Source organism: Geminicoccus sp. (assembly GCF_036263595.1).
Taxonomy (GTDB): Bacteria; Pseudomonadota; Alphaproteobacteria; order Geminicoccales; family Geminicoccaceae; genus Geminicoccus.
Map to the genome: position 1 here is coordinate 1 of NZ_DATAGQ010000116.1, position 18,773 is coordinate 18,773.

The window sequence follows — 18,773 nt, forward strand, 5'->3', positions numbered from 1 at the left end:
CCAGCTGCCGCGGACCAGGCGACCATAGCCGGTCGCCGTGTTCGTGCCGAAGATGTGCTGCCACTGCTTGGCGAACTCGGCGCGGTAGACGGGCCTCCCGGCATCATCGACGCGATAGTCCAGCGACATCATGTTGCCGGAGGTATGTCGCTTGCCGACTGGCAGCTGCGCCATGACCTGGCCGAGCGAGGGAGCGACGGTACGCCAGTAGAGATTGTTCGAGGTGTACTGCCCACCACAACGGTTGGGCGATGCAGCCTGAGCTGCCTGCGCCAAGCCAAGTGCCATTACCGGCACGAGTGCGGCGGCCGCCAGGAAACGCCTCAGCATCATCCACTCCTGGAAATTAGTCCCATTTGGAGGCGAGATAGAAGAGGCGTACCTGGACTTCAATTCAACTGCGACACCGCCAGCAGAATTTTCTCCTGCCGTGAGACATCAAGATAGAAACATTTCCGGATCAACACCATTAATGCGTAGATCGAGGGAATCATTTACTACAGAATTTTTCAGGCTGGTTGATGGTGCACTTTCGCACATTTCTAGTGTTACGGTCAGCGCTGGCGGTGTCTGCGCCGACTTACCTAGTCAACCTTGCCGCTGTTCCTCGTTCTTCGCTGCGAGTCGGCCCGATAGCCCTTTGATGCGCAGGCGCAGGGCGTTGAGCTTGATAAAGCCTTCGGCATCGCGCTGATCGTAGACCGTATCGGCCTCGAACGTCGCATATTCATGGCTGTAGAGCGTGAAGGGCGACTTGCGGCCGACGACCTGCACGCTGCCCTTGAACAGCTTCAGGCGGACCGTGCCGGTCACGTTATGCTGGCTCTTGTCGATCGCCGCCTGGAGCATTTCCCGCTCGGGCGTGAACCAGAAGCCGTTATAGATGAGCTCCGCGTAGCGCGGCATCAGCTCGTCCTTGAGATGCGCCGCACCCCGGTCGAGCGTGACGCTCTCGATGGCGCGGTGGGCCGCCAGGAGGAGGGTGCCGCCGGGCGTCTCGTAGACGCCGCGCGACTTCATGCCGACGAAGCGGTTCTCAAGCAGGTCGAGGCGACCAATGCCGTTCGCACCGCCCAGGTCGTTCAGGCGGGACAGCAGGGCCGCCGGGGACAGCCGGATCCCGTCCACGGCGACCGGATCGCCCTGCTCGAAATCGATCTCGACATAGCTCGGCTGGTCGGGAGCAGCCTCCGGGGCGACGGAGCGGGTGAACATCTCTTCGTCAGGCTCGACCCACGGGTCTTCGAGCGCCTTGCCCTCATAGGAGATGTGCAGGAGGTTCGCATCGGTACTGTAGGGCGGCTCGCCGCGCTTGCCGCGCGGGATGGGGATCTGCCGGGCCTCGGCATATTCGATGAGCTTGTCGCGAGAGTTCAGGTCCCACTCCCGCCAGGGGGCGATGACCCGGATCGAGGGATCCAGAGCATAGGCGGAGATCTCGAAGCGGACCTGGTCGTTGCCCTTGCCGGTGGCCCCATGCGCCACGGCGTCGGCACCGGTCTCGTGTGCGATCTCCACCAGGCGCTTGGCGATGAGCGGCCGTGCGATCGAGGTGCCCAGCAGGTAGGCGCCTTCGTACACGGTGTTGGCCCGGAACATCGGGAACACGTAGTCGCGCACGAACTCTTCACGCAGATCCTCGATGAAGATCTGGGTGGCGCCCATCATCTCGGCCTTGGCGCGCGCCGGCTCCAACTCCTCGCCCTGACCCAGGTCGGCCGTGAAGGTCACGACCTCGCAGCCATAATTGTCCTGCAGCCAACGCAGGATCACCGAGGTGTCGAGCCCGCCCGAATAGGCCAGCACCACCCGCTTCACAGCATTCTTCATCGAATGTCCTCTGCCCCGGACCACACCCGAATGGGTCGGCGGGCGATGCGCCTCAGGCCCGCGTATCCACGGTCTGGCTAGGTTCGCCCGGCGCCGGCGTCTCGGGCACCGCTTCGGCCGGCCGTGCCGCGACACCGACCATGGCCGGCCGCAGCAGGCGGTCGGCGATCAAATAGCCGGCCTGAACCACCTCGGCAATCGTACCCGGCGCTGCGTCGGCACGCGGAACCTCGAACATGGCCTGGTGGCGGTTCGGGTCGAGCTTCTCGCCCACTGCCGGTTCGATGCGCTTGATCTGGTGCCGCTCGAAAGCCGAGAGGAGGCTGCGCTCGGTCATCTCCACGCCCGTGAGCAGGCTCTTGAGCGCCGGATTCTCCTCGGCAGCCGCCGCAGGCACCGCCAGCGCCCGGCGCAGATTATCCGCCACGTCCAGCAGGTCACGCGCGAATCTTGTGACCGCGTAACGCCGCGCCTCGTCGACCTCGCGCTCCTTCTGCCGGCGGGTGTTCTCGACGTCGGCCAGCGCGCGCAGCAGCTTGTCCTTGAGGTCCGCGACTTCCTGCTCGGGACCATCCACCTGTACTGCCTCGACCGCCTCGTTCACCGCCTCCGGCTGGGTCTGGTCGTGTTCCGTCGTCATTCCTGGGTTCCACTATCGTTATGACCGAGCATGCGGCTGACCACCCGAGCCGTGTAATCGACCATCGGGATGATTCGCGCATAGTTCATCCGAGTGGGACCGATCACGCCGATCGCTCCCACGACCGAAGACTGGCCCTGGTTCGGCGCTGGGGCGCGATAGGGTGCGATCACCATGGAGCAGCCAGTCAGGTCGAAAAGTTCCGTTTCAGCACCGATGAAGATCTGAACGCCATTGCCGCTCTGCGCCGCCTCGACGAGCCGCAGCAGGTTCTTGCGTGTCTCCAACGTCTCGAAGAGATGCCGGACACGTTCCAGCTCCGCCAGGTTCTGGACATCCTCCAGGAGCTTGGACTGGCCCCGCACGATCAGGAAGCCGTCGCCATTGTCGCCCGGCTTCACCCAGGTCGCCAAGCCGGCTTCCACCACCCGCTGGGTGGCCTCGTCGATCTCCGCGCGGCGGGCCTCGATCTCCTGGTGAACGAGCATCCGTGCCTCGGCGAAGCTCCGGCCGGACAGGCGCGCGGTCATGTAGTTGCCGGCTTCGATCAGGGAGGTCTGCGGCATGCCCAGCGGTACGTCGATGATCCGGTTCTCGACCATGCCATGATCGCTGACCGTGACGACCAGCGCCCGGCCCGGGCCCAGAGAGACGAACTCGACATGCCGGAACGGCCGGTCCCCGGCCGGGGCGGCGACCACGCCCGCATGCCGTGTCAAGCCGGACAAGGTCTCGGTCGCATCGCCCAGCACCGCCTCCAGGCTTTTCCCGGTACCAACGCACTGAGCCCGGATGCTGCGCTTGTCCTCGTCGCCGACATTGCCGACTTCGAGCAGGCCATCGACATAGAGGCGCAAGCCAGCGGCGGTCGGCATGCGGCCGGCCGAGGTGTGCGGCGCATAGAGCAGCCCGGCATCCTCGAGATCGGCCATGACATTGCGGATCGTGGCCGAGGAAAGCTGCTCGTCCAGCTTGCGCGCGATCGTCCGTGAGCCGACAGGCTCCCCTGTCGTCACATAGGCATCGACAATCCGGCGAAAGATTTCGCGCGAGCGGCTGTTCAGTTCGGTGATCATCGGTCCTGGTGCCCGGCTTCGCAGCCAGGACCCGATGTAGGAATCGGGAGGATGCACGTCAACGGATGCTGCAGACCGGCCGGGCCCGCATGTTCCCGCCGACTGGTCCGATCCGGCTCTGGCGGCTAGTGCCTCGGGCTACTGTCCAGGTCGTCGCCATCGGCTCCCTTGGCATAACCTGTATGCTTCTTGTCCTTGTCGTGCGTCAGCGTGGAGGCCAGGGACCGTGCGGCACCTGCGACGACGTTGCCCATGGCCCCCGCTGCTGACTGCACGCCGCCAGCGGCGCCGGACCCGATGTCGCCTGCCTCGTGCAAGGCATGCTTGACCTGCTTGCCGCCAGGCCTGTGTTCGGCCAGCGCCGTGGCAAGCGCGCCGCCTGCAGCCATGAGCGCGCTGGTGATCATCTGGCGGTTGTCGGGGTCCTTCAGGAACTTGCGAATGGACTTGGACTTGCGCAGTGCCCGCGGCACCTTAACGCCCGCGATCTTCTTTGGGATCTTGTACGCCTTGGCCAACTGGTATGCTCCCGCCTGTCGGCCGATCGGCAGGCCAGCTCGATGTCTCGTCGCATGGCCTGCACAAGGTCGACCGGATCGCCAAGGGAACGCTACCGGACAGAGGCGGTTCCGTGACGGCTGGATAACGGGGTGGTGAGGATGGCGCAGCGGAGGCGAAAGGCGCGACCGGGCCGGAAGGTGCCGAAGGCGCTGGGGGTTCTGGTGCAGCGGCTGCTCGGCTCGCCGAGGGCGCGGGGCGTTCTCGTTCGCGCGCTGATGCACGCTGCAGCCGTGCTGGTGCGTGAGCACCCCAAGGCGGCACTGATGACCGCGGGAGCGGGTGCGTCGAGCCTCGCCAAGGGCACGGCCCATGCCGTGGCCGGAAAGACCAAGGACAAGCTGCGCTCCGCAGCCCAGCACCTGCATCTGGTGCACAAGGACGACGACGAGCAGCGCGAACGCAACGGCTGATCCCGGACGTTCGTGAACTTCCGGTTTGCGCCCGTCACGTCCTTCATCCAGAGCGATGCCAGAACGTTCCTTCGCTGCCTGGAGACCCGTGCCATGATCGCCGTCATCTTCGAGGTCGTTCCGCGCCCGGAGTTGCGCCAGACTTATCTCGAGATCGCTGCCGGGCTCAGGCCTGTGCTGGAGGAGGTCGACGGCTTCATCTCGGTGGAGCGGTTCGAGAGCCTGACCCAGCCCGGCAAGCTCCTGTCGCTGTCGTTCTGGCGCGACGAGGAGGCGGTGGCACGCTGGCGGCAGGTCGAGCGGCACCGGGCTGCACAGAAGGCCGGCAGGGAGCAGGTCTTCGAGGACTATCGGCTGCGGGTGGCGGCGGTGATCCGGGACTACGGCATGAGCGAGCGGGACGAAGCGCCGGCCGACTCGCTGGCGCTGCATGGCTGACCTTGCGACCGGAGGCGGCAGGCGGTGAGCCAGGTGTTTCGCTCCAGGATCGATCCCGGCGCCCTGGCCCGACAGCGGGCGCTGAACCGCCTGCAGTCCGGCCTGCTGCTGGCGGCGATCATCGGGCTTGCGGCGGTTGCCGGCTACGGCCTGGCCGGATCTTCCGGGGTCCTGTTCGGCATCGGTATGGCAGCCGGCCTCCTCCTGTTCGGCTCGACCTCGGGCGACGGGACGTTCCGGCACCTGTACGGAGCGCTTCCGCTGACCGTGCACCACGCCCCGGGCCTCGTCCGCCTGCTTCATGACCTGGCCAGGAGGGCGGGCCTTGGCGTGCAGCCGCAGCTCTACCTGCTGCCGTCGCCGGTGCTTCAGGCCATGGCCTATGGTACCCGCCAGCGTCCGGCCATCGCGGTCACCAGCGGCCTCGTACGCGCGCTGCCCTCGCGCGAATTGGCCGCCGTCCTGGCGCATGAGGTGGCCCATCTTCGTCATGGCGACCTGTTCATCATGCGCCTGGCGCAGACGGCGGGTTCGCTCACGAGTGCCATGGCCAACACCGGCATGATCCTGCTGATCCTGCTCCTGCCGCTCGCCTGGAGCGCCGGCGTGGTCGTTTCGCCCCTGGCCGTCCTGCTCCTGCTGGCAGCGCCGCTGATCAGCGACCTGCTGCAGCGCTCCCTTTCAAGGCGCCGCGAGTTCCTGGCCGATGCGGGGGCTGCCGAGCTGACCGGCGACCCCGTGGGGATGATCCAGGCGCTGGAACGGCTGCACATGATCCAGGGCGACGACTGGGAACGGTTTGCCTCGCGCGGCGGCCGCTGGCTGCACTGGTTCCGCACCCACCCGCCGCTGCGCGAGCGCGTCGAGCGGCTGGCCAGCATGACCCAGCTGCACCCAGTGGCCATCCCCATAATCGAGGAGGCACAGCTGTATCCTGGACGGCGGGGCAACGGCCCGCAGCGCCTGGTGCGCCGGGTCATGATGTAGGGCAGCTCGAGAGGACGCCCATCAGGCCACCTGCGGCTGTGCGGCCGGCCTTGCGCCGACTAGGCGGGCCAGCTCGGCCTCGTCGAGCGTCTCCTTCTCGAGGAGACGCCGCGCCGTCCGTTCCAGCAGCGACCGCCGCTCCGTGAGCAGGTCGACGGTCCGCTGGAACCCGCCGTCCACAATGGCTCGTATCTCCGCGTCGATCTTAGCCGCCGTCTCGTCGGAAAAGTCCCGCTCTTGCGGGCCGCCAGCGAGCGCGTTGGGGGTGAGAAGGGAGCGCTGGTCCCGTTCCAGGGCCACGTGGCCGAGCTTCTGGGACATGCCGTAGCGCGTCACCATGGCCCGCGCGATGTCAGTCACCCGGCCAAGATCGTCGGCTGCACCGGTGGAGAGGTGGCCGTAGACGATCCACTCCGCGGCGCGGCCGCCCAGGAGGACCGCCATCTTGTTCTCCAGCTCCTCGCGGGTCATCAGGAAGCGGTCCTCGGTCGGCCGCTGAATGGTGTAGCCGAGCGCCCCGATGCCGCGCGGGATGATCGACACCTTGTGGACCGGGTCGACACCCGGCAGCGCCATGGCCACCAGCGCATGGCCCATCTCGTGATAGGCCACGATCTCCCGCTCGCGTGGGTTGAGGAGCCGATTGCGCTTCTCCAGCCCGGCCACGATCCGTTCGACCGCGTTGTTGAAATCGTCCATCGTCACGGCATCGCCATGGCGCCGGGTGGCGAGCAGGGTCGCCTCGTTCACGAGGTTGGCGAGATCGGCCCCCGTGAAGCCGGGGGTCAGCGCCGCCACCTTCTCGGCATCCACGTCGGGCGCAAGCTTCGCCCTCTTCATGTGGACGTTCAGGATCTGGATGCGCCCCACCTTGTCGGGCCGGTCGACCAGGACCTGGCGGTCGAACCGCCCCGCCCGCAGCAGGGCAGGGTCCAGGATCTCGGGGCGGTTGGTGGCGGCGAGCAGGACCAGGCCACCTGACGCGTCGAACCCGTCGAGCTCGACCAGGAGCTGGTTCAGCGTCTGCTCCTTTTCGTCATGGCCCCCGGCGAACGGACCGACACCCCGCGCGCGGCCCAGCGCATCCAGCTCGTCGATGAAGATGATGGCAGGCGCCTTGGCACGGGCCTGCTCGAACAGATCCCGCACCCGTGCCGCCCCGACGCCTACGAACATCTCGACGAACTCGGAGCCGGAGATCGAGAAGAACGGCACCTTGGCCTCGCCGGCCACCGCCTTGGCGAGCATCGTCTTGCCGGTCCCGGGCGGGCCTACCAGCAGCACGCCCTTGGGCATCCGGCCGCCCAGCCGTCCGTACTCCTGTGGGTTCTTCAGGAAGGCCACGATCTCCTTGAGCTCGTCCTTGGCCTCGTCGACGCCGGCCACGTCCTCGAAGGTCACCTTCGTGTCGGTTTCCACATAGACCTTGGCCTTGCTCTTGCCGATCTGCATCAGTCCGCCGCCGATGCCGCCGCCGACGCGGCGGAGCAGGAACATCCACAGCCCGAAGAACAGGGCGACCGGCAGGACCCAGGACAGGAGGTCGCGCAGGAAGGTGCTCTCGATCTGGCCGGTGAAGCGGACATTGTACTGCTGGAGCTGTTCCGCGAAGGCAGGGTCGACCCGGGTCGTCACGAACTGGGTCTGGCCGCCCGGCAGGGGATCGCGCAGCTTGCCCTGGATGAAATTGTCCGAGATGGCCACCTCGGTGACCTTGCCTTCGCGCAGATACTGCTCGAAGTCGCTGTACAGGACGGGCGCCACCGTCTGGGCAGTCGTGTAGAGATACTGGATGATCAGGATGCCGACGAAGGCGGCGATCCAGTACCAGAAATGGAACGTCGTCTGCTTCTTCATCGCGTCGATCCTCGGTTCAAGGTCCCGCTCAGGCCTGCCGCCTTCGATGCAGTAGGTTTCGATGCCGCCCGCAAAACACAAGACCGGGCAACGAAGATCGTGCGACCCCGCCCAAGTGCACACACGCGGCGCTAGCGGGATCACGCGGCTGCTTCTAGCTTCCGGCCCCGTGGAACGGCTCCCTTCGCCACCTGCTGGCCTGGTTCGCCGGACGCTGGAGGTGGAATGCTCTTGATTGCCTGTCCGTGGTGCGGGCCACGGGACGAGACCGAATTCAGGTTCGGCATCGAAGCCGGGGTGACCCGCCCGGAGCCGGACGCGGCCGACGACCGCGCATGGGCTGCGTACCTGTTCCTGCGCGAGAACCACCGCGGGCGTCATCGTGAACTCTGGTGCCATGCCGGCGGCTGCGGGCAGTGGTTCCTGGCCGAGCGGGACACGGTCACGCACCGGATCGAGAGGACGGAAGTTCTGCCGGGGCATCCTTCGACCGAAGGCCGGACAGCCGGCGAGCAGCATGGCGCCATGGAGGCGCCGGCTCCTTCCGAGACCGTGATGGGCGGTGCGGGAGAGCAGGCTTGAGCACGCGGGCCGGTCGTGTCGCGCAGGGAGGGTCGGCGCTCGACCGGTCGCGGCCGCTCTCGTTCACCTTTGGCGGGCGGCGCCTGAAAGGCTTCGCGGGAGACAGCCTGGCATCGGCCCTGCTGGCGAACGGACAGGCGGTGCTGGCCCGCTCGTTCAAGTACCACCGGCCGCGCGGTCTCTGGGGTTTCGGCGCCGAGGAGCCCAACGCGATCCTGGACGTGCAGTATCCGGACGGACGGCACGATCCGAACGCCCGGGCGACCCTGGTCCCGCTGGAGGACGGGCAAGCGGTGAAGACGGTGCATGGCTGGCCATCGGCCGGCCGCGACGTCTACGGCTTTCTCGACCGCCTTCATCCGCTGATCCCAGCCGGTTTCTACTACAAGACCTTCATCCGGCCGAACTGGCACCTGTTCGAGCCGCGCATCCGGGCCATGGCGGGGCTGGGCGTGGTGCCGGTGGAGCGCGAGCCACTGCTGCGCGCCCAGCGGCATCACCACACCGACGTGCTGGTCGTCGGCGCCGGCCCGGCCGGGCTCGCGGCGGCGCGCGCGGCCGCGGCCGCGGGGCAGCGCGTGCTTCTGGTCGACGACCAGCCGGCACCTGGCGGTGCCCTGCTGGTGGATCCGACTGATATCGACGGGATGCCGGCTGCCGCCTGGGTCGACCGGGTGATCGCCGACCTCGGCGCCATGCCTAACGTGACGTTCCTGCCATCGACGACCGCCATGGGCCTGTTCGACCATGGGCTGGCGATCCTGGCGGAGCGGCGGCCGGTGCCGGCCGGCTTTGCGCCCGAATATCTCTGGAAGGTGCGCGCGGACCGGACGATCCTCGCGACCGGGGCCATCGAGCGGCCCCTGGTGTTCCCGGACAATGACCGGCCGGGCGTGATGTCGGCCTTTGCGGCGCGCGCCTATCTGGCACGGCATGGCGTGCGGGCCGGGCAGGCGGTGGTGGTGCTGACGGGCAACGATTCCGGCTGGCGCACCGCCGAGGCGCTGGCCCTGGCCGGATCGGAGCCGGTCATCGTCGACCTGCGCCCCGACGTGGCGCCCCATCCGTCCATCCCGACGCATGTCGGCTCGGTAGTGATCGCCGTGCAAGGCCGCGTGGGTGTTGCGGGCGTGGTCGTGGAGCCGCTGGCCGGCGGCCCGCGCACGGAACTCGCCTGCGACCTGGTCGCCGTGTCGGGCGGATGGACGCCTACCGTGCACCTGCACATGCATGCCGGCGGCAAGCTCCGCTTCGACGAGCGGCTCGATGCGTTCGTTCCCGCAGGCGAGGCCGGTTCCGTGGCGACGGTAGGTGCTGCCAATGGCCGGTTCGATACGGCCGGCTGTCTGGCGGACGGGCATCGGGCAGGATCGATCGGGTCGGGCAGCTTTGCCGCGCCAGAAGCGGAGGCAGAGCCGGCCTATCGCCAGGCACGCTGGCGCAAGCTCGACCGGCCAAAGGTGCGCCAGTGGGTCGACCTGCAGAACGACGTGACCGCCAAGGACGTGAGCCTGGCCAGGCAGGAGAACTACGTCTCGGTCGAGCATCTCAAGCGCTACACCACGCTCGGGATGGCGACCGACCAGGGCAAGACCAGCAACCTGAACGGGCTGGCGCTCATGGCCGACGAGCTGGCGGTGCCCGTGGAGCAGGTCGGAACGACGACCTTCCGCCCGCCCTTCACGCCGGTCTCGTTCGCGGCCATCGCCGGCTCCAGGCGCGAGGCACTGCTGACGCCGCTGCGCCTGCTGCCGGCCGATCGCGAGCATGTCCGGGTCGGGGCGGTGTTCGATGATTATGGCGGCTGGTCGCGTCCGGCCTTCTATCCCCAGGAAGGCGAGGGACGTGCCGAGGCGATTGCGCGGGAAGTCCTGGCCACGCGGCAGGGCGTGGCCCTGTTCGACGGCAGCCCGCTCGGCAAGATCGAGCTGGCCGGCAAGGACGCGGCCGTCTTCCTGGACCGGCTGTTCTACCACTCGCTCGGCGACCTGAAGCCTGGGCGGGTCCGCTACGTCTTCATGCTGACCGAGCATGGCAAGCTCTACGACGACGGCGTGGTCTCCCGCTTGGCGGAGGACCGGTTCCTCCTGTCGCCGTCGTCGAGCCATGCCACAGGCGTGCATGCGCTGGTGGAGGAGTGGCGGCAGACGGGCTGGCCGGAGCTGGGGGTCGTCGCCAGCAACGTGACGACCGCGTGGGCAACCTTCGCCGTGACCGGACCGAAGGCACGAGTCGTGGTGGGCAGGCTGCCGGTGGACGTGGACCTGTCGGCGCAGGCGCTGCCGCATATGGGCTTCGTGCAGGGCAGGCTCGGCGACGTGCCGGTGCGGATCGCGCGGGTGAGCTTCACCGGCGAGCTGTCGTTCGAGATCAGCGTGCCCGCCGGGTACGGGCCGTCTTTGTACCGGCTGCTGGCTGATCTCGGGAAGGAGCAGGGGATCGTGCCGCTTGGCTCCGAGGCCCTGCTCGTCCTGCGCGCGGAGAAGGGCTACGTGCTGGTCGGGCGCGACACCGACGGCAATACGGAGCCGCAGGACCTGGGCATCACCGCACCGTTGCGCAAGAAGCAGCACGACTTTGTCGGGCGGCGCTCCCTGATGCGGCCGGTCAGCCGGGACGAGCGGCGGCTGGAGCTGGTGGGGCTGCTGAACACTGTTCCGGACGAGCCCATTCCGACGGGCGCCCACATGTTCGAGCGGGACGCGGGCGGTTCCAGGCGCAGCCGGGGCTATGTCACCTCCGCCTACCAGTCGCCGACGCTCGGCCGGCCGATCGCGCTCGGCATCGTGGCCGATGGTCGCCGGCTTCAGGCGGAAGGTGCCAGGGTCGACCTGTTCCACCTGGGCAAGGTGTATCATGCCAAGGTGGTAAGCCCGGTGTTCTACGATCCTGCCGGGGAGCGCCTGCGTGGCTGAGCCGTCCATCCTCACGCCGGCACCGCTGGAGCAGGCCCTGGACCTGCCGCCGATCCCGGGCGTAGCCGGCCTGCGGGTGACGGTGGCGCCGATCCGTGCGGCGGTGGGCCTGGCCTCCACCCACGGCTCGGCCGGCCTGCCGGAGTCACTGGAGGGGGTGCTCGGCCACCGGCTCGACCGGCGGCCGGGCAGCTGCCAGGGCAATGACCCCTGCTCGATCTGGACTGCGCCGGATCGCTGGCTGGTGACGAGCGACCGGGTGGAGCGCTTTGCGTTCGTGGCCGGGATCATGGCGGCGGTACCCCGTTCGGTGCTGGTCACCGACGTGACGGACGGGCTGCCGGCCATCGAGCTGACGGGGTCGGGGGCGCGCGCCCTGCTGGCCCATGGTTGTTCGGTGGAGGTGGCCGATGGCTGCTCGGCGCGGACGCTCCTGGCGCTGCAGCCGGTGACGCTGGTGGCCCGGGGCGACCGGGTCCGCGTGTTCGTGGACCGGTCGCTGGTGCCGTTCCTGTGGAGTTGGATCGGCCGGCACGTGCCGCTGGTCGGGACCGGTTGACGGCGAATTTCCAGGCAGATCAATGGTTTGTTGGGTTCGTTCATGCAAAATCATGGGTAGGCCCGTCTGGCGGAGCATGGATCGCGCGAGCGGATCAGCCGACGATTCTACCATGCCGAGGACGATTGTCCTAGATTGCCGGCGAGCCATGGCGGGTGCTGCCGTCGCGGCGTTGATCCTGGTGACGCTGCTCCAAGGGGCCATGGCAGGGTCGGTCCGTTCCTGGACGTTCCACAGCCAGGTGCTCGGCCGGGAGGTGCGGACGGAGCTGTTCCTGCCGTCCGATCCGACCAAGGCGGAACGGCCCTGGGCAGTCCTCTACCTGCTCCACGGGCTGGCCGGGAACGAGCGCGACTGGGTCGATGCCGGCCGGATCGACGAGATCATGGAGCCGCTGATCGCAAGCGGCCGCATCCCGCCCATGCTCGTGGTCATGCCGGACGGCAACGACAGCTGGTACATCGACGATCCGCGGCCGAGCGGTTTCGGACCGGTGTTCCAGGCCTTCTCCCAGGAACTGGTCGAGGCGGTCGACGCCGCCTTTCCGACCGCCGCCTGCCGGGAGCTGCGCCTGGCGGGCGGCCTGTCGATGGGTGGCTACGGGGCGCTGCTCATGGGCATGGACCATCCCGATCGCTTCGGCGCTGTGCTGGGCCTGTCCAGCGCGATTTTCCCGCCGATGCCGGACGACCCGGCCGAGCGGGCGCGCCGCCATGTCTTCATGTTCGGCGCCCTGTTCAGCGACCCGTTCGACTGGCAGCGCTTCAACAGATGGAACCTGTTCCCGCGGATCCCGGCGCTGGCGGCGACGCAGGAGCGGCCGGCGATCTGGCTGGATGCCGGCGACGACGACTTCCCGTCCCTTCTGGCGACCAATGTCGACTTCTTCCTGCAACTTCGGGCGGCGGGCGTGGAAGCGGAACTGCGGGTCGTCGATGGCGCGCACAATTGGGAGCACTGGCGGCCGGCACTGAGCGATGCCCTGACCTGGGCGGGACGGAGCCTGCCGACGGCGTGCACAAGCTAGCCATAGGGTTGCGCGACAATAAGTGAATTCAACTGATGGTATGAGAAGCCAGCCAGATGCACTACAAGCTTCTGGCCTGCCCGAACCACCGGTCGGGAGGAGAGGACCCTTCTTCCCATCCGTGCTGGATCGCCTGACATGACCATCATCGCGTTTGCCGGGTTCGTAGGTGGCCACATCGCCGGGGCCTATGTCGGCTACCGGATCGGGCTACTTGCCCACCAGTTCATCACCGAGCACTTCTGAGCGCTGGCCAGGCGCGGGGCCGCGCCGACGCCGGTCGAGCACGTAGATCCCGGCCGCGATCACGAGGACGGTCCCGACGATCGTCCATAGGTCCGGCCAGTTGCCGAAGGCGGCGATGCCGATCAGCACGGCCGGGACGATCTGGACGTAGGTGAACGGCGTCAGCAGGGCCGGTGCGGCGCGACGGAAGGCTGCGATCAGGCAGAACTGGGCAGCCCCGAACACGAGGCCGGATGCGATCATGGCAACCCAGGCGCCAGGGGAGGCCGGGCGCCAGTCGAGGAAGACCAGCGGGATCGTGACGACGAGGCCGGTGGTGATCGACCAGGCCAGGGTGGAGACCGGGTCGTCCTCGCGGCCGACGAAGCGCATCGAGATCTGGTAGAGCGCGAAGAAGAAGGCGCAGCCGAGCGGAAAGATCGCTGCCCAGGCCAGCGCATCCGCACCGGGCCGGACGACCAGCAGGATGCCGACAAAGCCGCCGATCACGCCGATCCAGTCGTGCAGCGTGGTGTGCTCGCGGAGCAGCGGGGCGGACAGGGCCACCACCAGGAGCGGCGAGGCGAAGGTGATCGCCGTGAGCTCGGCCAGGTCGAGCAGGCCGAAGCCGCCGGCTACAGAGAAGCTGGCCAAGGCCGGGAACAGGCCCATCAGGACCTGGATGAACGGGCGGCGGGTGCTGGCATAGGTCCGGACGATGCCGTGCCGTGCGGCGACGAACAGGACCACCGGCAGGGCGAACATGTAGCGTGCCCAGACGATCTGCACGATGCTCTGGCTCTCCGACAGGAAGACGCCCAGGCCGTCCATGATCGCGTAGCAGGTGACGCCGACAATCACCAGGGCGACGCCGGTCAGCATGGCCGACGTGGCAGGGGACCGACGGGGCATGGGATCTTCTTCGCAGGCAATGGCAGCCAGCCCTCGGGCGGACCGGCGCGGCACCGGTTTGGCATGGGCGGCGGCGATCGTCACTAGCCAGTCGATCCCATTCGACAGTGCCTTTGTCGGGAACCGGGCGGGCCGCTAGAACGCTTGCGCAGACGTCTGATCAGGAAGAGGAAGCCCCATGTTCTGCACCTGCTGTGCTCCCTTGTCCCGCCGGCACATGCTGGGCCTGGCGAGCGTAGCGGCCATGGGGACGCTCAGCGGCTGCGAATCCTACAACCGGTTCGCGGCCTCGGCGGTCTCACCGGAGGAGGAAGCGCAGCTCGGTGCCTCGGCCTTCCAGACGATCAAGAGCGAGACGCCGCCACTGCAGAGTGGCACGGCGCAGGAGCGGGTGCGCGACATCGCGGCGCGGATCGTGCCGGCGAGCGGCTCGGACATCCCGTTCTCGGAATGGGAGGTCGTCGTCTTCGATAGCGACGAGATCAACGCCTTCGCGCTGCCGGGCGGCAAGATCGGCGTGTATCGCGGCATCCTGAACGTGGCCGAGAACGACTCGCAGCTCGCGACCGTGATGGGCCACGAGGTCGGCCATGTGAACGCACGCCACGCGGCCCAGCGGATGGGCACGACCAGGCTCTCCCAGTACGGCCAGCTGGCGGCAGGTTTCGGCGCACAGATCGCGGGCATCTCGCCGGAGCTGGCGGCCGCAGCCAGCGGCGCACTGATCCAGTATGGCGTGATCTTGCCCTACTCCCGCGGCCAGGAGCTGGAGGCGGATTCGCTGGGGCTCACCTACATGGCGAAGGCCGGCTACGACCCATCCGAATCGGTCGACTTCTGGCAGAACATGAACCGGGCGGGCGGGGGCGGCACGCCGACCTTCCTCTCGACCCACCCGAGCGGCGAGGACCGCATCGCGCGGCTTCAGGAGCAGCTGCCCGAGGCCGAGGCCATCTACCGGCAGGCCGCCAGCTGAGCCTTGCCCTACGGCACGGCGCTTGCTCGGATGGGCAGGGATCGCGGTGCAAGGGGAAGGCAGGCAGATGACGGATTCGATCGCGGAGATCGTCCAGGCCCATCGGAGCGGGACCGACCCGCTCGACACGATCCGGGCCTGCTACGCGCGCATCCGCGCCCATGACGATCACGCAATCTTCATCACCCTCCGCCCGGAGGACGAGGCGCTGATCGATGCGGGGGCGCTGAAGCCCGAGGACCGGGACAGGCTGCCGCTGTTTGGCGTGCCATTCGTCGTGAAGGACAATATCGACGTTGCCGAGCTGCCGACGACCGCGGCTTGCCCTGCCTTCGCCCGGGTCCCGGAGCGCTCGGCCGTGGTGGTGGAGAAGCTGACGGCGGCCGGCGCCATCGTCATCGGCAAGACCAATCTCGACCAGTTCGCGACGGGGCTCGTGGGGGTGCGCAGCCCCTATGGCGTGCCGAGGAATGCGCGCGTGCCCGCATGGGTGCCGGGCGGGTCGTCGTCCGGCTCGGCCGTGGCGGTGGGGGCTGGCCTCGTGCCGTTCGCGCTCGGCACCGACACGGCTGGCTCGGGGAGGGTGCCGGCCGCCCTGAACGGCATTGTCGGCCTGAAGCCCAGCGTCGGCCTCTTGTCCTCGACCGGCATGCTGCCGGCCTGCCGCACCCTCGACACGATCTCCGTCTTCGCACGGGACGTGGCCGGCGCCCTGGCGGTGCTGGAGGTGGCGGAGGGATTCGATGCAAGCGATCCATTCTCACGCCGCCTGGACCTGATGGCTGGAGGGGCAGGCGCACCCGGCCTGCGGATCGGCGTGCCGGACGCCGACAGCCGGATCTTCCTGGGCGACCGACTGGCACAAGCGGCCTTCGATGCAGCACTCCGTCGGCTGGAGCAGATGGGGGCGGTGCCCGTCCCGATCGACCTGGCGCCGTTCTTCGCGGTGGCGCGGCTGCTCTACGAGGGGCCCTGGGTGGCGGAGCGCTACGCCGCGGTCGAGGATCTGCTGACGCGCGATCCCGAGGCCTTCCACCCGGTGACCCGAAGGATCATCGAAGGGGCCAGCCGGTTCGACGCGGTGGCCACCTTCAAGGCCTTCTATCGCCTGGCCGAGCTCAAGCGGGCGACCGAGGCCGTGTGGCAGGGGATCGAGGCGCTGGTGGTGCCGTCGATCCCTCGGCCGGTGACGCTGGAGGAGGTCGACGCCGAGCCCGTGCTCCGCAACAGCGAGCTTGGCACCTACACGAACTTCGTAAACCTGCTCGATCTGTGCGCGCTGGCGGTGCCGGGGCCGGAGCGCAGCGACGGGACGCCGGCCGGGATCACCTGGATCGCGCCGGCCGGGCGGGACCTGCGGCTGGCATGCCTGGGGGCGGCCTTCCTGGGCGAGGCGCTACCGGCCAGGCCGGTCCCGTCGGGCTCGGTGCCGTTCCTGGTCGTGGGCGCGCACTTGAGCGGCCTGCCGCTCAACCCGCAGATCACCGGTGCCGGCGGCGTGTTCCTGGAAGAGGTGGAAACAGCACCGCACTACCGCTTCTATGCTCTGCCCGGCGGGCCGCCGCACCGGCCGGGCCTGATCCGCGTGGGTGCTGGCCAGGGCGCATCGATCGCGGGCGAGCTCTGGGCGTTGCCGGACGCAGCGTTCGGGCGGTTCGTGACCGGCATCCCGGCACCCTTGGGCATCGGCAAGGTGACCCTGGCCGATGGGCGGGTGGTGGCCGGCTTCATCTGCGAGGGACATGCGGCCGAAGGTGCCGAGGACATTACGAGCCTCGGCGGGTGGCGCGCTTTCCTGGCTCAGGGTGGTCCGGGTCCGGGATGACCGAGACATGGGCGGCGGCAATCTTCCAGCCGTCGTCCGTCCGGATCCAGGTCTGCTGCTGGCGGCCGACCTTGCCGGGCTGGCTGTCGCGGTAGAACAGGGTCGAGGCCACGGCGGTGTTGTGGCCGAAGGTGGTGATGACCGTCCGCTCCAGCCGGCGCTGCAGTCCGGCGGGCGAACGGGCGGCGCGGAATGCCTGGATGGCCTCGATCCCGTAGAGGTTCTCGGCGATGCCGTAGCGGATGGTGGCGGGGTGGTGGATGAACAGCGCGTCAAGCGTTGCAACGTCGTTCTCGACCAGCGCCTTTTCATAGGTCGCGAAGATCTTCTCTACTTCGGCTTTGACGGCCGGAATGTCGCGAAGCGTCATGGCGTTCCGTATCCGTTGGCGACCCCGCTGGCGACGGCCCCGGACTTTTCCAGATGCCGCGCGACGCGCAGGGCCAAATCTTCGCGCCCGGGTGCGGCGATGATCTGCACGCCGATCGGCATGGGTGCCACGGTGGTGACCGGGACGGCGACCACGGGCAGGCCGATGGCCGAGATCGGCTGGGTGAACAGGCCGATATTGGCGCGCAGCGGCAGTTCCACCCCGTCCAGCACGATCATGCGGGCATCGGCGGCGGGTGCGGTGCAGGGCGTGGCCGGGGCCAGCAGGATGTCGAGGTTGCCGAACAGCCGGCGGGCCTGCTCCAGCACGCGGCGGCGCAGCTTGTGGGCGGTGACGACCCAGCTGGCAGGCAGCATTGTGCCGGCGAGCAGGCGGTCGCGCACCTCGGGATCGAAGTCGGCTGCCCGGGTGCGCAGGCGCTGCTTGTGCAGGGCGGCCCCTTCGGCCATCGTGATCAGGTAGGCGGCAGCCCGCACCGCTTCCGCGCCGTCGAGCCGGACCCGGTGGGTAACGCCCAGCGCTTCGGCGACGTGATGCACCGCGGCCAGCGCCTCGGGCTGTGCGCTCCGGGCAAACCAACCGTCCAGGACCGCCATCTGCAGACCGCCGATGCTCTGGTCGAGCGTGGGCAGGAGCGGGATGGCCATGGTCGGCGGCACGACCGGGTCGTCCGGATCCACGCCCATCCAGGCATCGTGGATGGCGGCTAGGTCCCGCACCGAGCGTGCAAGCGGGCCGACATGGTCCAAGCTGGCAACGAAGGGAAAGCTGCCGCCGCGCGACAGCCTTCCATAGGTGGGCTTCAGCCCGAACAGGCCGCAGAACGAGGCTGGCACCCGGATGGAGCCGTTGGTGTCCGAGCCAAGGGCCACCGGCACGAAGCCGGCGGCCACCGCCGTGCCCGAGCCGCCCGACGAGCCGCCGGACATGCGGGTGGGGTCGCGCGGGTTGAGGGACGGCCCGTCATGGCAATTGCGGCCGGTGAAGTCGTAGGCGTACTCGCCCATGTTCAGGCCGCCCAGCAGCACGGCGCCGGCGGCTTCGAGGCGACGGATCGCGGTGGCGTCGCGGGCGGCGGGGCGGCGCTGCCGGTTGATCTTCGAGCCGGCGCGGGTCGGCAGGCCCTCGATGTCGAACAGGTTCTTCACCGCGAACGGGACGCCCTTGAGCGGAAGGGGCTTGCGCTCGCCGTCCAGCTTCGCGGCCCGGGCGCGGGCCCGCTCGGCGACGAGGTCGGTAAAGGCGCCGAGCTGCCGGTCATGGGCGGCGATCCGGCCCAGATGAGCGTCGACGATCTCGCGCACGCTCGCCTGACGCCGGGCGACCAGGTCGGCCAGGGCGTGGCCGGGCAGGCTGCAAAGGTCGGTCATGGCGTGAACACCGGCAGCGGCTCGGCCTCATCGGGCAGATCCTGCTGGTCCAGGAGTGCCGCCATGGCAAAGGCCACCTTCAGTTGCCGCTGCACCTCCGGCTGCCATTCCGGCAGGATCGTCAGGCCCTGGCAGGCGGCCTGCGCCTGGATCATCTGCGCCAGTTCCTCGTCGCTCGGTTGCGCCGGCATG

19 protein-coding genes are annotated in these 18,773 nt (G+C 68.6%); 9 read left to right on the forward strand and 10 right to left on the reverse strand.

Annotation, left to right across the window (positions count from 1 at the left end; translation table 11 throughout):
- From VHL31_RS10385 to VHL31_RS10405, 5 genes are all read right to left on the reverse strand, one after another.
- Positions 1–330 (reverse strand): hypothetical protein (locus VHL31_RS10385; RefSeq protein WP_329661137.1); only part of this gene is annotated, 330 nt, incomplete at its 3' end.
- A gap of 258 nt (positions 331–588) precedes the next feature.
- Positions 589–1,830 (reverse strand): argininosuccinate synthase, encoded by a 1,242-nt coding sequence (locus VHL31_RS10390; protein WP_329661138.1) that lies wholly within the window; start codon positions 1,828–1,830, stop codon positions 589–591.
- Between the two features lie 52 nt (positions 1,831–1,882).
- Positions 1,883–2,470 carry a nucleotide exchange factor GrpE gene (gene grpE / locus VHL31_RS10395; protein WP_329661139.1) on the reverse strand — a complete coding sequence of 196 codons (588 nt, stop codon included), beginning with the start codon at positions 2,468–2,470 and terminating at the stop codon, positions 1,883–1,885.
- On the reverse strand, positions 2,467–3,546 hold the full coding sequence (gene hrcA / locus VHL31_RS10400) for a heat-inducible transcriptional repressor HrcA (protein ID WP_329661140.1): 1,080 nt from the start codon (positions 3,544–3,546) through the stop codon (positions 2,467–2,469). Before hrcA ends, grpE begins: the two co-directional genes overlap by 4 nt.
- A 125-nt stretch (positions 3,547–3,671) precedes the next feature.
- A complete protein-coding gene (locus VHL31_RS10405) occupies positions 3,672–4,064 on the reverse strand; it encodes a hypothetical protein (RefSeq protein ID WP_329661141.1) in 393 nt (130 codons plus the stop codon).
- Between the two features lie 141 nt (positions 4,065–4,205).
- On the opposite strand from VHL31_RS10405, the gene VHL31_RS10410 reads away from it, so the two are divergent.
- The 3 genes from VHL31_RS10410 (at position 4,206) to VHL31_RS10420 (ending at position 5,942) form a co-directional block, all read left to right on the forward strand.
- Positions 4,206–4,517, forward strand: a complete 312-nt coding sequence (locus tag VHL31_RS10410; protein WP_329661142.1) for a hypothetical protein — start codon at positions 4,206–4,208, stop codon at positions 4,515–4,517.
- Between the two features lie 93 nt (positions 4,518–4,610).
- The gene (locus VHL31_RS10415; protein WP_329661143.1) at positions 4,611–4,955 is read left to right on the forward strand and encodes an antibiotic biosynthesis monooxygenase; all 345 of its coding nucleotides are present in this window, start codon (positions 4,611–4,613) and stop codon (positions 4,953–4,955) included.
- Between the two features lie 24 nt (positions 4,956–4,979).
- On the forward strand, positions 4,980–5,942 hold the full coding sequence (locus VHL31_RS10420; protein WP_329661144.1) for a zinc metalloprotease HtpX: 963 nt from the start codon (positions 4,980–4,982) through the stop codon (positions 5,940–5,942).
- A gap of 21 nt (positions 5,943–5,963) precedes the next feature.
- On the opposite strand, the gene ftsH is transcribed toward VHL31_RS10420, so the two are convergent.
- A complete protein-coding gene (ftsH, locus tag VHL31_RS10425; protein WP_329661145.1) occupies positions 5,964–7,799 on the reverse strand; it encodes an ATP-dependent zinc metalloprotease FtsH in 1,836 nt (611 codons plus the stop codon).
- A gap of 225 nt (positions 7,800–8,024) precedes the next feature.
- Between ftsH and VHL31_RS10430 the strand changes: the two genes are divergently transcribed.
- The 4 genes from VHL31_RS10430 to VHL31_RS10445 all read left to right on the forward strand — a co-directional run bounded on the left by VHL31_RS10430 (position 8,025) and on the right by VHL31_RS10445 (position 12,882).
- Complete coding sequence (locus VHL31_RS10430) at positions 8,025–8,381, forward strand: sarcosine oxidase subunit delta (protein ID WP_329661146.1); 357 nt, start codon at positions 8,025–8,027, stop codon at positions 8,379–8,381.
- Complete coding sequence (locus tag VHL31_RS10435) at positions 8,378–11,296, forward strand: 2Fe-2S iron-sulfur cluster-binding protein (RefSeq protein ID WP_329661147.1); 2,919 nt, start codon at positions 8,378–8,380, stop codon at positions 11,294–11,296. Before VHL31_RS10430 ends, VHL31_RS10435 begins: the two co-directional genes overlap by 4 nt.
- Positions 11,289–11,855 carry a hypothetical protein gene (locus tag VHL31_RS10440; RefSeq protein WP_329661148.1) on the forward strand — a complete coding sequence of 189 codons (567 nt, stop codon included), beginning with the start codon at positions 11,289–11,291 and terminating at the stop codon, positions 11,853–11,855. The genes VHL31_RS10435 and VHL31_RS10440 overlap by 8 nt, the downstream gene beginning before the upstream one ends.
- A 112-nt stretch (positions 11,856–11,967) precedes the next feature.
- Complete coding sequence (locus VHL31_RS10445) at positions 11,968–12,882, forward strand: alpha/beta hydrolase (RefSeq protein WP_329661149.1); 915 nt, start codon at positions 11,968–11,970, stop codon at positions 12,880–12,882.
- A gap of 210 nt (positions 12,883–13,092) precedes the next feature.
- Here VHL31_RS10445 and VHL31_RS10450 read toward each other — a convergent pair whose 3' ends face one another.
- On the reverse strand, positions 13,093–14,019 hold the full coding sequence (locus VHL31_RS10450) for a DMT family transporter (RefSeq protein ID WP_329661150.1): 927 nt from the start codon (positions 14,017–14,019) through the stop codon (positions 13,093–13,095).
- 178 nt (positions 14,020–14,197) lie between these two features.
- On the opposite strand from VHL31_RS10450, the gene VHL31_RS10455 reads away from it, so the two are divergent.
- Positions 14,198–14,995: a M48 family metallopeptidase gene (locus tag VHL31_RS10455; RefSeq protein ID WP_329661151.1), complete on the forward strand. Its 798-nt coding sequence runs from the start codon at positions 14,198–14,200 to the stop codon at positions 14,993–14,995.
- A gap of 67 nt (positions 14,996–15,062) precedes the next feature.
- Positions 15,063–16,820 (forward strand): allophanate hydrolase, encoded by a 1,758-nt coding sequence (gene atzF, locus VHL31_RS10460; protein ID WP_329661152.1) that lies wholly within the window; start codon positions 15,063–15,065, stop codon positions 16,818–16,820.
- On the opposite strand, the gene hpxZ is transcribed toward atzF, so the two are convergent.
- The 3 genes from hpxZ to VHL31_RS10475 are packed head-to-tail and all read right to left on the reverse strand — an operon-like array spanning position 16,762 to position 18,772.
- Complete coding sequence (gene hpxZ / locus VHL31_RS10465) at positions 16,762–17,190, reverse strand: oxalurate catabolism protein HpxZ (protein WP_329661153.1); 429 nt, start codon at positions 17,188–17,190, stop codon at positions 16,762–16,764. The two genes, atzF and hpxZ, sit on opposite strands and share 59 nt — an antisense overlap.
- Positions 17,187–18,581 (reverse strand): AtzE family amidohydrolase, encoded by a 1,395-nt coding sequence (locus VHL31_RS10470; protein WP_329661154.1) that lies wholly within the window; start codon positions 18,579–18,581, stop codon positions 17,187–17,189. The genes hpxZ and VHL31_RS10470 overlap by 4 nt, the downstream gene beginning before the upstream one ends.
- The gene (locus VHL31_RS10475; RefSeq protein WP_329661155.1) at positions 18,578–18,772 is read right to left on the reverse strand and encodes a DUF4089 domain-containing protein; all 195 of its coding nucleotides are present in this window, start codon (positions 18,770–18,772) and stop codon (positions 18,578–18,580) included. The genes VHL31_RS10470 and VHL31_RS10475 overlap by 4 nt, the downstream gene beginning before the upstream one ends.
- Between the last annotated feature and the right edge of the window lies 1 nt (position 18,773).